Source organism: Pseudomonas sp. AM4(2022) (genome assembly GCF_036346515.1).
Lineage (GTDB): Bacteria > Pseudomonadota > Gammaproteobacteria > Pseudomonadales > Pseudomonadaceae > Aquipseudomonas > Aquipseudomonas paracarnis.
Genome location: NZ_JAOTNW010000001.1, coordinates 294506 through 308520, shown reverse-complemented (window position 1 = coordinate 308520; position 14015 = coordinate 294506). Strand labels below are relative to the sequence as shown.

At 62.3% G+C, this 14015-nt stretch carries 14 protein-coding genes; 5 read left to right on the top strand and 9 right to left on the bottom strand.

Features of this window, described 5'->3' with window-relative positions:
- Positions 1 to 191: 191 nt before the first annotated feature.
- Positions 192 to 584, top strand: a complete 393-nt coding sequence (locus ODQ19_RS01335) for a hypothetical protein (RefSeq protein WP_330209170.1) — start codon at positions 192 to 194, stop codon at positions 582 to 584.
- Between the two features lie 57 nt (positions 585 to 641).
- Here the strand turns inward: ODQ19_RS01335 and ODQ19_RS01330 are convergent, their stop codons facing one another.
- Positions 642 to 1610 (bottom strand): LysR family transcriptional regulator, encoded by a 969-nt coding sequence (locus ODQ19_RS01330; RefSeq protein ID WP_034134550.1) that lies wholly within the window; start codon positions 1608 to 1610, stop codon positions 642 to 644.
- Between the two features lie 181 nt (positions 1611 to 1791).
- Here ODQ19_RS01330 and ODQ19_RS01325 point away from each other — a divergent pair, with 181 nt between their 5' ends.
- Genes ODQ19_RS01325 through ODQ19_RS01310 form a run of 4 tightly spaced genes read left to right on the top strand, consistent with a single transcriptional unit; the run spans position 1792 to position 6552 of the window.
- A complete protein-coding gene (locus tag ODQ19_RS01325) occupies positions 1792 to 3303 on the top strand; it encodes an efflux transporter outer membrane subunit (RefSeq protein WP_330209169.1) in 1512 nt (503 codons plus the stop codon).
- A gap of 10 nt (positions 3304 to 3313) precedes the next feature.
- A complete protein-coding gene (locus ODQ19_RS01320; RefSeq protein WP_330209168.1) occupies positions 3314 to 5491 on the top strand; it encodes an FUSC family protein in 2178 nt (725 codons plus the stop codon).
- Positions 5481 to 5681 (top strand): DUF1656 domain-containing protein, encoded by a 201-nt coding sequence (locus ODQ19_RS01315; protein ID WP_003188711.1) that lies wholly within the window; start codon positions 5481 to 5483, stop codon positions 5679 to 5681. Before ODQ19_RS01320 ends, ODQ19_RS01315 begins: the two co-directional genes overlap by 11 nt.
- 10 nt (positions 5682 to 5691) lie before the next feature.
- On the top strand, positions 5692 to 6552 hold the full coding sequence (locus ODQ19_RS01310; protein ID WP_330209167.1) for an HlyD family secretion protein: 861 nt from the start codon (positions 5692 to 5694) through the stop codon (positions 6550 to 6552).
- Positions 6553 to 6558: 6 nt separating this feature from the next.
- On the opposite strand, the gene ODQ19_RS01305 is transcribed toward ODQ19_RS01310, so the two are convergent.
- From ODQ19_RS01305 to ODQ19_RS01270, 8 genes are all read right to left on the bottom strand, one after another.
- On the bottom strand, positions 6559 to 7461 hold the full coding sequence (locus ODQ19_RS01305; RefSeq protein WP_330209166.1) for an HlyD family secretion protein: 903 nt from the start codon (positions 7459 to 7461) through the stop codon (positions 6559 to 6561).
- The gene (locus ODQ19_RS01300) at positions 7458 to 8210 is read right to left on the bottom strand and encodes an ABC transporter ATP-binding protein (RefSeq protein ID WP_330209165.1); all 753 of its coding nucleotides are present in this window, start codon (positions 8208 to 8210) and stop codon (positions 7458 to 7460) included. Before ODQ19_RS01300 ends, ODQ19_RS01305 begins: the two co-directional genes overlap by 4 nt.
- Positions 8211 to 8217: 7 nt before the next feature.
- Positions 8218 to 9348 (bottom strand): ABC transporter permease, encoded by a 1131-nt coding sequence (locus ODQ19_RS01295; protein WP_330209164.1) that lies wholly within the window; start codon positions 9346 to 9348, stop codon positions 8218 to 8220.
- Positions 9348 to 10670, bottom strand: a complete 1323-nt coding sequence (locus ODQ19_RS01290) for a TolC family protein (RefSeq protein ID WP_330209163.1) — start codon at positions 10668 to 10670, stop codon at positions 9348 to 9350. Before ODQ19_RS01290 ends, ODQ19_RS01295 begins: the two co-directional genes overlap by 1 nt.
- 234 nt (positions 10671 to 10904) lie before the next feature.
- Positions 10905 to 11354 (bottom strand): hypothetical protein, encoded by a 450-nt coding sequence (locus ODQ19_RS01285; protein ID WP_330209162.1) that lies wholly within the window; start codon positions 11352 to 11354, stop codon positions 10905 to 10907.
- Positions 11344 to 12270, bottom strand: coding sequence for an NAD synthetase (locus ODQ19_RS01280; protein WP_330209161.1), 927 nt, complete (start codon positions 12268 to 12270; stop codon positions 11344 to 11346). Before ODQ19_RS01280 ends, ODQ19_RS01285 begins: the two co-directional genes overlap by 11 nt.
- 105 nt (positions 12271 to 12375) lie before the next feature.
- Positions 12376 to 12777: a DUF4440 domain-containing protein gene (locus tag ODQ19_RS01275; RefSeq protein ID WP_330209160.1), complete on the bottom strand. Its 402-nt coding sequence runs from the start codon at positions 12775 to 12777 to the stop codon at positions 12376 to 12378.
- Positions 12770 to 13957: an MFS transporter gene (locus ODQ19_RS01270; RefSeq protein WP_330209159.1), complete on the bottom strand. Its 1188-nt coding sequence runs from the start codon at positions 13955 to 13957 to the stop codon at positions 12770 to 12772. Before ODQ19_RS01270 ends, ODQ19_RS01275 begins: the two co-directional genes overlap by 8 nt.
- Between the last annotated feature and the right edge of the window lie 58 nt (positions 13958 to 14015).

Below are 14015 nucleotides of genomic sequence, written 5' to 3'. Positions count from 1 at the left end.
TACTGAAGAATGCTGAGCACGCTAACATTCCCGATGAAAGTTTTGCAGGGTTTTAATCGCACGCACTGTTGTTTCATTGGTTTGAATACCTGTCAACTGTGAAAAGTACGGGCTGTTCGGTCAATGCGTGAGCGCCTATTCTTGTTTTTCAAGGCCGGTGTTAATGCCTTCTTAGATAGGAGATCGCTCTTATGAATATCGACGATGAGATAAAGCGAATCAGGGATTTGGTAGCCGCTGGAAAAAGACGTAGCGAGCCTGACGAGGCTTTGCCGAAGGCACCCACGATTGAATTGATCGTCAATGGTGAGTTGTACGTCGACCGCATACCTGAGACCGGGCTGAAGGTTGGGGTGGATTACGACACTATGCGGGTGGGTCAGGAGTTCGTTTTGCATCTGTTCAGCAATACGCCGTCGGATGGCGACTATAACGAGACCGTTACGGTGAACGAGGTGAAACCTTATGTTGTTACGGTGCCCAAGGAAAATATTGAAAAATTGCATAAAAACGAGCTTGGGCTTTGTCTTTATTTCATCGACGACAAAGAAACCTCTAACTGGACGACCTTTACGGTCCGGTGATGCCTTCTATCAAGGCGCGCGGTGACCTGCTCAAAAACAGGTCACCGCATGCGTGGCTCAATTACTCAAGCGAGCACCACCCAAGCCACCGCTCAACTCATACGCCACCAACTCCGCCTGGTGCGCCGCCAGAATCTCCGGCAACGAGCCGCGCAGGTATTCCACCCAGGTCTTGATCTTTGCATCCAGGTATTGGCGCGAGGGGTAGATGGCGTACAGGTTCAGCTCCTGGGAGCGGTAGGTCGGCATCACCCGCACCAGAGTGCCGTTGCGCAGCCCTTCGATGGCGGCGTACACCGGCAGCAGGCCGACGCCCATGCCGCTGGTGATCGCGGTTTTCATCGCGTCGGCCGAGTTCACCAGGAACGGTGAGCTGTTGATCGCCACGCTTTCCTGGCCTTCAGGGCCGTTGAAGGTCCATTTGTCCAGCTGGACCACCGGGCTGACCAGGCGCAGGCACGCATGGTTGAGCAAGTCCTGGGGCCGCTGTGCGCAGCCCTTGGCCTTGACGTAGTCCGGCGAGGCGCAGGCGATGCTGTAGGTGATGCCCAGGCGCTGGGACACGAAACCTGAGTCCGGCAGTTCGCTGGCCAGCACGATGGACACGTCGTAGCCCTCGTCGAGCAGGTCCGGTACGCGGTTGGCCAGGGTCAGGTCGAAGGTCACGTCAGGATGGGTGCGGCGGTAGCGGGCAATGGCGTCAATGACGAAATGCTGACCGATGCCGGTCATGGTGTGCACTTTCAACTGCCCGGCGGGGCGCGCGTGAGCGTCGCTGGCCTCGGCCTCGGCCTCTTCGACGTAGGCGAGGATCTGCTCGCAGCGCAGCAAATAGCGTTTGCCCGCTTCGGTCAGCGCGATGCGTCGGGTGGTGCGGTTGAGCAAGCGGGTTTGCAGGTGGGCCTCAAGGTTGGAGACCGCGCGCGAGACGTTGGCCGTGGTGGTGTCCAGTTGCACGGCGGCGGCGGTGAAGCTGCCGGCTTCGGCCACACAACTGAAGGCGCGCATGTTTTGCAAAGTGTCCATGGAGTGTTCTCAAGGGAGATAGCAAATTGTGACAGAAAGTTACGCTTTCAGTGATCCCTACCAACGGATTATCGCCTGAACGGTAACAAAGATTCACAGGAATGCCAGCTTATCGTCCTCCCTGGCGCCGCCTAGAATTGCGCCACCTCTCCCGCAACACCCTCTCAGGAATTCGCTTGCCGTGCCGCGTCGCATCAGCAGAGAGCTGAAGACTCTCAGTGTTTGGGTTTTAACGTCAGTCATCAGCGGTTGCATCGGCACCGGAGGAATCGCCCCGCAAGGCCAGGCGATCAACGCCAATACCCTGGCCACCGACGCCGCGATCCAGAGCGCCGCCCGCGACGCCCACTGGCCCACCGCCCAATGGTGGCAGGCCTACGGCGACCCGCAGCTCAACCGTTGGGTCGAACTCGCCACCCGCAACAGCCCCAGCCTGGCCGTGGCCGCCGCCCGCGTACGCCAAGCCCGGGCGCTGGCCGGGGTGGCAGAGTCGGCCGAGTCGCTGCAGATCAACAGCGACACCACTCTCAAGCGTCACAACTGGCCCAAGGATCAGTTCTACGGCCCCGGCCAATTGAGCGGCGCCAACACCTGGGACAACAATTCGTCCCTGGGCCTGAGCTACGCCCTCGACCTGTGGGGCCGGGAAAGCAACACGACCGAACGCGCCGTCGACCTGGCGCACATGAGTGCCGCCGAAGCGCGCCTGGCCCAGCTCGAACTGCAAAACAACGTGGTGCGCGCCTATATCCAGCTGTCGTTGCAGTACGCCAACCGCGACATCGCGGCCGCCACCCTGGCCCAGCAACAGCAGATCCTGGACCTGGCCAACAAACGCCTGAGCGCCGGGATCGGCACTCACTTTGACGTCAGCCAAGCCGAAACCCCGCTGCCGGAGACCCATCGCCAACTGGATGCCCTGGACGAGGAAATCGCCCTGAGCCGTAACCAACTGGCGGCGTTGGCCGGCAAGGGCCCGGGGGAGGGCGCGCAATTGCAGCGCCCGACCCTGGCCCTCGCCGCGCCGTTGAAGTTGCCTTCCAGCCTGCCCGCGCAGTTGCTCGGCCAACGCCCGGACGTGGTTGCCAGTCGCTGGCAGGTTGCGGCCCAGGCACGGGGCATCGATGTAGCCCATGCCGGGTTCTACCCCAACGTCGACCTGGTCGGCAGCCTCGGCTACATGGCCACCGGCGGCGGCATGCTGGAGTTTCTGGCCGGCAAGAAATTCAACTACAACGTCGGCCCGGCGATCACCTTGCCGATCTTCGACGGCGGCCGTCTACGTGCGCAACTGGGTGAAGCCAGTGCCGGCTACGACATCGCGGTGGCCCAGTACAACCAGACTCTGGTCAATGCGCTCAAGGGCATCAGCGACCAGTTGATCCGCCGCGAGTCCATGGACAAGCAATCGGCCTTCGCCGCGCAGTCGGTGGCCTCGGCGCAGAAAACCTACGACATCGCCATGATCGCCTATCAACGTGGCCTCACTGACTACCTCAACGTGCTCAACGCCCAAACCTTGTTGTTTCGTCAGCAGCAGATCGAACAACAGGTGCAGGCGGCACGCCTGAGCGCCCATGCCGAACTGGTGACCGCCTTGGGCGGCGGCCTCGGCGCTGGCGACGATGTGCCCACGGATGCCAAGACACTCCCAAGCAAGACTGCGGCGGTGCTCGCCGTGTTTGATCACTGAGTAGGCCTTCATGACTCCCTTGCCTGCACCGCTGCGCTGGTTGCATTCCCTTGAGTGGCGCCGTGGTTTCTTCGACTGGGCACGCAGTGATGGCGTGACCTGGGTGTATATCTTCAAAGTGTTGGTCGCCGCGTTCCTGACGCTGTGGCTGGCCATGCGCCTGGAACTGCCGCAACCGCGCACGGCGATGATCACCGTATTTATCGTGATGCAGCCCCAGAGCGGCCAGGTGTTCGCCAAGAGTTTCTATCGCTTCCTCGGAACCTTGGCAGGCTCGGCGGTGATGGTGCTGTTGATCGCTTTGTTTGCGCAGAACACCGAACTGTTCCTGGGGGCGCTGGCGATCTGGGTGGGCATTTGCACCGCTGGCGCCACGCGCAACCGCAACTTTCGCGCCTATGGGTTCGTGCTCGCCGGCTACACCGCGGCGATGGTCGGCCTGCCGGCCCTGGCCCACCCGGACGGCGCTTTTATGGCGGCGGTATGGCGAGTGCTGGAAATTTCCCTGGGGATACTGTGCTCGACACTGGTCAGCGCCGCTATCCTGCCGCAGACCTCCAGCGCCGCCATGCGCAACGCGCTGTACCAGCGCTTCGGTGTGTTCGCGCTGTTTGTGACCGATGGCCTGCGCGGGCGCAGCCAACGGGAAGGCTTCGAGGCCAGCAACGTGCGCTTTATTGCCGAAGCCGTGGGCCTGGAAGGCTTGCGCAGCGTCACCGTGTTCGAAGACCCGCACATGCGTCGGCGCAACGGGCGGCTCAGTCGTCTCAACAGTGAATTCATGAGCATCACCACACGCTTCAACGCCTTGCACCAATTGCTTGAACGCTTGCGCACCGATGAGGCCGACCATGTGGTGGCAGCGATCAAGCCCGGCCTGCAAGACCTGGCCGAAGTGCTCGACAGCTTCTCTGGCCGCGCCCTCACCAGCCCGGATGCCGCGCGCCTGGTCGACCAACTGAGCGCCTACAAGGACGGCCTGCCCGCCAAGGTGCGCAGCCTGCGGGCGAGCTTCCAGGAAGACAACCCGACGGACGCCGAGCAGTTGGATTTCCACACCGCCTACGAGCTGCTGTACCGCTTCGTCGACGACCTGCACAACTACGCGCAAACCCACGCATCCCTGGCCGACCACCGCCATGCGCGGGAAGACTGGCACGAAGCCTACACGCCAAAAACCAATTGGTTGGCCTGTGCCGCTGCCGGTGTGCGCGCCTCGTTTATCCTGGTTGTGCTGGGCAGTTATTGGGTGGCCACAGCCTGGCCCAGCGGCGCCACCATGACCCTGATCGCGGCGGCCACGGTGGGCCTGTCTGCCGCCACGCCCAACCCCAAGCGCATGGCGTTCCAGATGGCCTGCGGCACCTTGATCGGCGCCTTGGTCGGCTTTGTCGAAATGTTCTTCGTGTTCCCCTGGATCGACGGTTTCCCGCTGCTGTGCGTGATGCTCGCACCGGTGATCATCTTCGGGGCCTTTCTGTCTTCACGCCCGCGATATGCCGGTGTGGGTGTGGGCCTGCTGATCTTCTTCAGCACCGGCTCGGTGCCGGATAATCTCACGGTCTACAACCCTTACACCTTTATCAACGACTACATTGCCATGGTCATCGGCATGCTGGTGTGCGCGGCGGCGGGGGCGATCATTCTGCCGCCCAACAGCCGCTGGTTGTGGCGCCGCCTGGAGCAAGACCTGCGTGAGCAAGTGGTGTATGCCATTAGCGGCAAGCTCAAGGGCCTGGCGTCGAGCTTTGAAAGCCGCACCCGCGACCTGCTGCACCAGGCGTATGGCCTCGCGGCCGGCCAGCCGCAGGTGCAACGCGATTTGCTGCGCTGGATGTTCGTGGTGCTGGAGGTCGGCCACGCAATCATCGAGTTGCGCAAGGAGCAGGCGATCCTGCCGGTGCACCCGGCGTATGCCGAATCCCAGCCGTGGCGCCAGGCGATCCGCGTGATGGGGCGCTCGCTGGTGCGGCTGTTCCTGCAACCCAGCGCCAGCAACCTGGAGCGCGGGTTGATTGCCGTCGACCATGCGATCAGCCGCGTGCAGGCCACCGACGAACCCTTCGCCCCGCACTTCGACACCTCGGCCCTGCGCCGGGTGAAGAGCTACCTGCACTTTATTCGCACCTCGTTGCTCGACCCGCAATCACCTCTGGCCGCCCTCAAAGGAGCCCCGAATGCCTCGTGAAATTGCATTCCACGGCATCTACATGCCGACCATGACCCTGATGTTCTTGATCGCAGCGGGGTTGGCCTGGGCGGTTGACCGCTTCCTGGCCGGGTTCGACCTGTACCGTTTCTTCTGGCACCCGGCGCTGCTGCGCCTGAGCCTGTTCGCTTGCCTGTTCGGCGCCCTGGCGCTGAGCGTCTACCGTTGAGAATGCCCCGATGAAAAAGTTTTTCAGCCTGCTCGCCACCTTGCTGGTTCTGGCGTTGGCGATCTGGATTGGCCGCACGTTGTGGGTGCACTACATGCAAACGCCGTGGACCCGCGATGGTCGGGTGCGCGCCGACATTATCAATGTGGCGGCTGACGTCACCGGCGAAGTGGTGGACGTGCCGGTACGCGATAACCAGTTGGTGAAAAAAGGCGACCTGCTGATGCAGATCGACCCCGAGCACTACCGTATTGCCGTCAAGCAAGCGCAATCGCTGGTGGCCTCACGCAAGGCCACCTGGGAAATGCGCAAGGTCAACGCGCACCGCCGCGCCGACCTGGACGCCCTGGTAATCTCCAAGGAAAACCGTGACGACGCCAGCAACATCGCCGAATCGGCCCTGGCCGATTATCAGCACGCCCTGGCGCAACTGGAGGCCGCCGAACTCAACTTGAAGCGCACGCGAGTGCTGGCGGCGGTGGACGGCTACGTCACCAACCTCAACGTGCATCGTGGCGACTATGCGCGCATCGGCGAAGCCAAAATGGCCGTGGTGGATATGAACTCGTTCTGGGTCTATGGCTTCTTCGAAGAAACCAAACTGCCCCACGTGAAGGTGGGCGACAAAGCCGATATGCAGCTGATGAGCGGCGAGACCTTGAAGGGCCATGTGGAAAGCATCTCGCGCGGCATTTACGACCGCGATAACCCCGAGAGCCGCGAACTGATCGCCGATGTGAACCCGACCTTCAACTGGGTGCGCTTGGCCCAGCGTGTGCCGGTGCGGATTCACATTGATGACGTGCCGGAGGGCGTGTTGTTGGCGGCCGGGATTACCTGCACCGTGATCGTCAACCCTTCACAGCTTTGAAGCGTCCTAGGGCCCGAACCGCACCAGCATGCGCTGCCCCACCCGCAGTGAATCCGGCGGCGGTTGATCGAAGGCCAATATGCATTCGACCGTGCGCATATTGGCCCTGACTTGGGGGTCGTCCTCCAGGGTGCTGTTGCCCAGCACCGCGCTGATGCGCACCACATGGGCGGTCAGCGGTGCAGAACCGTTGCCGTTGTCGTCTGAGACTTCGGCCTTCATGCCCACAACCACCGCACCGGTGAATGACTCGTTCAGCTCGGCACGTACGATGCGTGGTTGGTCGGGCAGCAAGATGAATGCCGTTCCAGATTGAGCGGACACGGCGGCGCCAGGTTGAACCAGGCGACGCACGACTTTGGCGTCTATGGGTGCACGCAGGCTGCGCAAGGTCAATTCGTAGCGTGCCGCGGTGAGTTTTCTTGCTGCGGCCTGGGCGTCGCTCTGGTTCCGTTCAAGCGCATCGCGCAAGCGCTCGGCCGCCTCGCGGGCTTCGTCTGCGCTCTGATTATCGCCCGCACCTGCGGCAGCGGCCGTGGCCAGGCGCGTGGCGCGCTGCTCGGCAAACTTGAGCTGGCGTGCCAGTTGCCTGGCCTGCACCTGCACCTGTTGCTGTTCACCCAGCGCGGCCGCCACCACCAGTTGCGCCGGTTCACTGTCCAGCGTGGCGAGCAACTGGCCCTTTTTGACCGGCTCGCCTTCATTGACCTTGACCTCGGCAACCACACCGTCACGGGTGGCGCCGAGCTTTAGCAAGCCACCTTCCACATCGATGCGCCCGCGCGCTACTGCGAGGTACGCCGGGGCCGAGGCGGTGGGCTTGGCGGGGACATCTTCACGGGAGCAGGCGCTGAGCAACAGCAGGGCGCTACCCAAGGCTAACCAGGGGCGAAACAGACGTAGTTTCATACAAAGTGTTCCTGGGGACCGACGCCCAGCGCCGGTTGGAGGGCAGGGGAAGTGTCGTTGAGAATGCGGCCGTCTTCGATGGCTAGCACCCGATCGGCGTTGCTGATCAAACGGGGGTCGTGACTGACGCAGAGCACCGTGGTGCCGCGGGTGCGGGCAATGCGATGGAGGATGTCGATCACGATGTGACCGTTGGTGGCGTCCAGGGCACTGGTCGGCTCGTCCGCGAACAGCAACTCGGGCGCCTTGGCCACTGCGCGAGCGATAGCCACGCGCTGTTTCTCGCCGCCGGACAATTGCGCCGGGCGCAGTTTCAGGCGTGCACCCAGGCCGACTTCTTCCAGCGCCTCGATGGCGCGCTGCTGTATCACCTTGGCAGGCAGCCCGAGGTAACTCAAGGGCAGTTCCACCTGCTGCAGGGCAGTCAACGCCGGGAACAGGTTGAAGCCCTGGAACACAAACCCGGTGTGGCGCAGGCGAAATTGCTCCAGGGCGCGCCTGTCGAGCTGGGCCAGGTCTTGCCCGAGGGCGATTGCGCTGCCTTGGTCGGGGCGCTGCAAGCCGCTGAGAATCGCGAGCAGGGTGCTTTTTCCACAGCCCGATGGCCCTGAGATCAGGGTCAGCTCGCCAGGGTATATCGCCAGGCTGATGTCATGCAGCACGGGCGTGACGATGCTGCCTGAGGTAAAGGATTTGCCGATTCCGCTGGCGTGAAGGGTGACGGGCATTGCCGAATTGAGGAGGCGCATGGATGGGTTATCTCAGAAGGCTGGCCGGGTCGGCGTGGCGCAAGGTGCGGATGGCCGCCAGGCCTGACACGAGGGCCAGGGTCATGCTCAGCAGCAGGCACGCCAGGGCTGCGACGGGGGAGAGTTGCACCGGCACGTTGTAGTAGCCGGCGAGCGCAAAGAGCAGGCCGGCGAGCACCGAACTGCCCAGCAACCCCAGGGCCCCGACCCAGAATGCCTGCTCCATCACCACTTTGCGCAGTGCCGTGACACCGACGCCCAGGGCGTTCAAGGTCGCGTATTCGCGGATCGAGCCGACCACCGCCGCCACCAGTGTCTGGCTGGTGATCACCGCGCCTACCAGAAACACGATGGCCGCGAGGAACAGCACGCCGGCACCGGCGCCCGTGTCGAACATCCAGTACAGCTGCGAGCGCTGGGCGAACTGTTGTGCGGTCCAGACCGCGTAGCTGCCGAATGCAGCGCCGTCGCCCAGGCGTGCGGCCACCGCTTCGGCCTGGGCGGGGTCTCGCACCTTTGCCACCAGGTAGGTGATGCGGTCTGCCGTGGCGTTGGAGTCCAGTTGCCGGGCAGTGGCCAGCGACGCCAGCACATTCACCCCGCCCAAGGCACGCAGGCCGCTGGTCACGCCGACCACGTGCACGCGATGACCGTTGATGGTCGCGGTGTCCCCCAGGTTAACGCCCAGGCTGTCCAGGTCGGCACGGTCGACGATCACTGCGCCGGGTTCATCCAGGCGTGCACGCAGCGCCTTCGGCAGCGCGCGTTCGAACATCAGGCCCTGTGGCCCCGCATCAATACCCGAGACAAACACCGAGACGCCGCCGGTGTCCCGTGCGCCACGCCAATCGGCATCGACCCAGCGGAACGGTTCCACACGCAGGACGTCGGCGTCCATGCGCAAGCGCATCTCCACGCCAGCGTCGATTGGCCGGCCGAGGTTGACGCTTTGGGTGCCGGGGTAACCCACCCACAGGTCGGCCGTGGAGCCGGTGATATACACACTGGCGCTGCCGAAGATGCCCAGCACCAGGGCGGCCTGCAACAGTTGCAGCAAGCCGGCGAAGCCCACGGCGATCATCGCCGGCAGGAAGCGGCGCCATTCATGCAGCAAGGTCAGACGGGCGAGTGCGACCATCAGTCAACCTCCTTCAAGGCGTCCGTCGGTAACGGCGCGCCACCGAGCGCCTTGTACAGCGCGATGTAGGCGACCCCGCGTTCATGGCTGGCACTGTCGGCCTGTTGCTGGGCCTGCTGCGCCTCGAACTCGGCGCTCGTCAGGTCCAGAGTGCTCATCAGTCCCAGGTTCGCGCGCTGTTGCAAGGCGCGCAGATGCGCTTGCGTTGCGACGCTCACCTGGCGTGCGGCTTGCTCGCGCAATCGCGCTTGCTCCAGGTCACCCAGCGCTATTTCGACCTGTGTCACGCCTTGCAGGACCGCGTTGCGGTAATCCAGCACGGCGGCCTTCAATTGGTGATCCTTGGCGCGTGCGGTGGCGGCGCGCTGGCCCCAGTCGAACAACGGAATGCTGATCCCCGGCCCGGCTGAGAAAATCGCGTCGCCGCTGGGGGTACGTTTGCGATTGCTGGCAATGTTCACGGACCACTGCACCGACGTGCCCAGGCTCAGGCGCGGGTACATATCGGCGCGACTGATGCCCAGTTCCCCGGCGGCCACCAGCACCTCGGCTTCAGCGCTGGCGATTTCCGGGCGCGTGCGTAACAAGTCTGCCGGCAACTGGGTCAGTTGCCATGGGCCCAGGGTGGGCGGCGGTTGCGGCAGCAGCCAGCGCGCATCCGGCTCGGCTTGCCCGGACAGCAACGCCAACTGCTGCGCGTGGCGGTTGATCAGTTGGCGCGGCGTGCTCAGGCGCATCTCGGCCTGCGCCAGTTCGGCCTGGGCGGCGGCGACGTCAGCGGGCGAGGCCAGGGCCAGGTGTTCACGCACCCGCAACAGCGCGAGTTTTTCCTGCAGCAGGTCACGCTGGCGGGCCAGGCCGCCTTCTACCTGTTGCGCCTCGCGTAGCGCCAGCCACTGCCGCGTGACTTCGGCAACCAGCGACACCTGTACGCTGCGCAAATCGGCCAGCACCCGCGACTGGTGACCCTGTGCCAGCCGATCGGTACTTTGCCGGGTGCCGAACAAGGGCAGCTCCCACTGCGCGTCGAAGCCGATCAGAAAATACGAGGTGCGGGTATCAGGGCTGATCGCATCGTGGGTCTTCACGCCCAGGGCGGGCAGGTAAGGCGCTTGTGCGCTCTGACTGAGCACACGGGTGGCCCGCAACCGCTCGATGGCAGCGCCGACGTCCAGGTTGTTGCGCAGTGCGCGATCCACCAGCCCATCGAGTTCGGGGTCATTGAAGGCCCGCCACCATTGATGTAAGTCAGGACTATGTTGCGCCAGGCCGGATGGCGAGTTGCGCCAGGCCTGCGGCGTGGACGGTGTCAACGCCGGCAAGGGCGCGACCGAACAGCCGGTGATTAATAGTAGGGACAGCGTGCACAACGTCCGACCGGAGCGCGATCTGCTAAGAGGCTTGATAGGTGTCACCCAAGAGATATCTGAACGGCGCGACTCTACTCATAGCGTCCGTTCAGTTCTGTTGGGAAATTGTATAACGGTGAGCTGGAGGCTGGTGGCCGCGGTAGTCAACTTCGATCTTTGATGGGCAGATTGGACACTACTTCAGGTTTATGCGTGGGCTCTTACTTTTCGTCGACGTTTTACCCGCAGCATGCTGACGAAGCGGCGGTGGTTTCTTGTATTGAGGATCAGCAGGCCGAGCAGCGATTGAACCAGCGCAAATACTGCAAACATAGTCACTGGGTTGTTCCCCAAATAGCCTGCCGAAAGTAATGCGTTCAGGGCCGCGATGCCGACAAGCAGTGAAGCCCCTGAACGAAAACCCACCGCCACGAAGGCTAGCCCCGTGCACAGTGCCAGTAGCAGTAGCATGCCTGCTGCGAGCGCATATTCGCCAGGGAGATAATGAGTTCGGACGTAATACGGAAGGCTATGTGACAGGTTGCCTGAAATACTGCCTAAGCTCATTGATATCTCCATGCCCACAATGAATGCAAAACGTCGTATATAACGGCTTAACGTTCGGGAAACTTGTGGGTTACCGATATCATTGCTCATGGCTGTTGAACTCTTCATAAATGCCAATAAGCATAGGGTTGATGTTGCCGGAAAAGCCGCTGCCGGTCATTGCCAGAGCGGCACCGACCTGATCGGAGAGTTGATTGAGAAGGTCGTGGCGTAAGCGCGTATTGCTGAACCGCTTGGGAAGGGTTCCGGCCAGTTGTTTTAACCGAATAATTTCTTGAGGATGACGAGAGTTCTGTAGACGCAGGACTTCGTTTGTCAGTTTTGCTCGTTCCTGGCGGCTCATACGCCTCAGGATGTCGTTCAGGTCACGGCCTGTCGTATGTTTGATCGTCATGACAGTTTTTACGGTGACAAACGTCGTGCTGCCGGCACCCACCAGCGAGATGCCATCCAAAGCTACTGTCATTGCCCTGTACCAACTAAGGCTGTCGTAGTAATCGTTTTCAGCCGGGTTGGTTAGCTCTTTGAAGGTTCGCCATATGCCGTTGCCACATTGCAAAGCACTGGCGGCGGCTGCTGTATAAGCAACGTAAGTGATTGCAAGGCTGGAACCTGCACTGAGAGGCGCTGACCCGATGCCTGCCTTGGCAACGATAACCCCGATCACAGCCCCAGCACATGCTAGGGCCATCCCTGCTGCCTCGCGCCATATCTGCGACTCGCGTGGCGAGTTTGCCATCCAGTGCGCGTACTCATCGGCAGTCATCATCGGGCCCACCAGCTCCCGCAGAATCACCCGCTTGGGCTTGATACTGCACAGCGGTACAAACTCACGCAGCACTGTTACCTGATAATCACTGCCGATATGCACTACGCCGGCCCCGACGATGGCCGGGTCGGCGTCGATGGTTCGATAGAGTTTGGGCAGATTCAGCCGACTGATCAGTCGTTGGCGAGTCGTGGTGTGCGCATCCGGCACACCGCTTCTCAGGAAATCGCTGGGCATTCTTTCACCTGTGCTTAAGCAGAGGTGAAAGAGCCTGGGGATAGCTTCCTTGTAATGATGTCAGGCCATTCGCTGTTTTTTGTAGGAAGCGGCTGGGCGGTTATCTCATGGCGCTATAAAAGTCTCGTGCAAGTGCCGCCACAACAGCGCACCACTGGCCTGCTTTTCGAAAACCACGGTAGCGCGGCGGTCGGTCTGGGTGCCGCTGTCGTCAATCTGATGCTCGCGATACGTGACCGTGGCGCCGCGTGCGTGGCGGTCGATACCGGTCATTTCACTCAGGGTGATTTTCAGCCCTGGACGCATCCCGTCCAGGCGGGTGAATAGTGCAATGACACCCGCCGTATTCACTCGTGTGCCAGTCGCAGGGGCGATCATGCTGAACTCGGGTGAGAAGCGCGCGAGCAAACTCTCCAACGTCCCGGGAGGCGCAACCCCAGCAAACCATTGCTCGATCTCGACGTGGGTGTGGATCACTTCTTCAAAAAAATCACTGTAGTCAATCATGGTCAGGCTCGCTGGAGGGGTGAAGCAGTGCGCGTACCCTGGAGGTATCCAGGCGCAGCACTGCGAAAAGTGGCAACAGCGTCAAGGCTGCCGCCATCGTGAAGGTTATGGCAAAGGAATCCAAGGCCGACAGCATTGCGCTGAGCACCGCGGCGCCGACGCAGAAGCTCACTTGACGGTTGATATTCCACAAGGCGCTGGCATGGCCCATGCGCTCGGCGGGAATGTCGAGAAAGGCCAGGGTTTGCGCGGTGCTGCTGCACAGGCTGCCGCCCAGGCCCATCAGCGCGTAGGCCGCAATGATCAGGGCGGGCTCGTTGAGCAACAGGATGCCAGTGCATTGCAGCGCCATGCCCGCCAGCAGCAAGGATTTGGGGCCGCAGCGATTGAAGAGTTTCTTGCTCAGGTAGATTGCCACTGCCGAGGCCAGCGCCCAGGGCAGCATCAGCGCGCCGGTCTGGGTAGCGTCATAGCCCAGGCTGCGCACATAAAGGATGGCGATCAGGCTCGTGCCGATAAACACCCCGGGGACACACAGGTAGACCAGCATCGCCACGCGCAGCATCGGACTGGCAACCTGTTTGAAAATGCTGCTCAGGTCCAGAGGTGGGCGCACGCGGGGGGGCGCGTCGGGTTTTATCCACAACAAGGCCAGCAGCAGGGTGATCAGGGCCAGGGGCAGGTTGGCGTAGAAAATCCAGCGCCAGGACACACTGTCGACAATCACCCCACCCAACGCTGGCGATAACGCCGGCACCAGCAACGCCACCGACATCACCCGCGCCGTCAGATGGCTGCGCTCGGCGGCGGGGAAGTGCCGGTAAGCCATGGCCTGGCCCACGGGTATAAGCAAGCCGCCACCGAGCCCTTGCACTGCGCGCCAGCCTATCAACGCCTCAATGGAACCGGCCTGGCCCACCATCACCGAGGCGCCGGCGAACAGCAGCAGGCTGGTGGCGATCAGCGTGCGTTCGCCCATGATCGCTGCCAGCCAGACACTCAGGGGAATGATCAGGGTCAGCCCGAGCATGTAGGCGTTGCTGATCCACGCCAGTTGCGTGACCGAGGCGTGCAGCTCGCGGGCGATGTCCGGGTAGGCGACGGTGGCGACAAACATGTTCACCAGGTCCAGGGCAAAACCCAATAAAAAGATCCAGGCGACTTTCGAGCGGTAGGTCATGAACGCGTTCCTGCGAGTGAAGCCGGCAGGGTAGGCCGCACGCAGGGTTTGGGATACG

Bases quoted from the DNA above. Each gene is read 5' to 3' on its own strand.
- ODQ19_RS01320 (WP_330209168.1), top strand. From the start codon at position 3,314: ATGACTCCCTTGCCTGCACCGCTGCGCTGGTTGCATTCCCTTGAGTGG.
- ODQ19_RS01300 (WP_330209165.1), bottom strand. From the start codon at position 8,210: ATGCGCCTCCTCAATTCGGCAATGCCCGTCACCCTTCACGCCAGCGGA.
- ODQ19_RS01335 (WP_330209170.1), top strand. From the start codon at position 192: ATGAATATCGACGATGAGATAAAGCGAATCAGGGATTTGGTAGCCGCT.
- ODQ19_RS01310 (WP_330209167.1), top strand. From the start codon at position 5,692: ATGAAAAAGTTTTTCAGCCTGCTCGCCACCTTGCTGGTTCTGGCGTTG.
- ODQ19_RS01280 (WP_330209161.1), bottom strand. From the start codon at position 12,270: ATGCCCAGCGATTTCCTGAGAAGCGGTGTGCCGGATGCGCACACCACG.
- ODQ19_RS01295 (WP_330209164.1), bottom strand. From the start codon at position 9,348: ATGGTCGCACTCGCCCGTCTGACCTTGCTGCATGAATGGCGCCGCTTC.
- ODQ19_RS01315 (WP_003188711.1), top strand. From the start codon at position 5,481: ATGCCTCGTGAAATTGCATTCCACGGCATCTACATGCCGACCATGACC.
- ODQ19_RS01330 (WP_034134550.1), bottom strand. From the start codon at position 1,610: ATGGACACTTTGCAAAACATGCGCGCCTTCAGTTGTGTGGCCGAAGCC.
- ODQ19_RS01305 (WP_330209166.1), bottom strand. From the start codon at position 7,461: ATGAAACTACGTCTGTTTCGCCCCTGGTTAGCCTTGGGTAGCGCCCTG.
- ODQ19_RS01285 (WP_330209162.1), bottom strand. From the start codon at position 11,354: ATGAGCAATGATATCGGTAACCCACAAGTTTCCCGAACGTTAAGCCGT.
- ODQ19_RS01275 (WP_330209160.1), bottom strand. From the start codon at position 12,777: ATGATTGACTACAGTGATTTTTTTGAAGAAGTGATCCACACCCACGTC.
- ODQ19_RS01270 (WP_330209159.1), bottom strand. From the start codon at position 13,957: ATGACCTACCGCTCGAAAGTCGCCTGGATCTTTTTATTGGGTTTTGCC.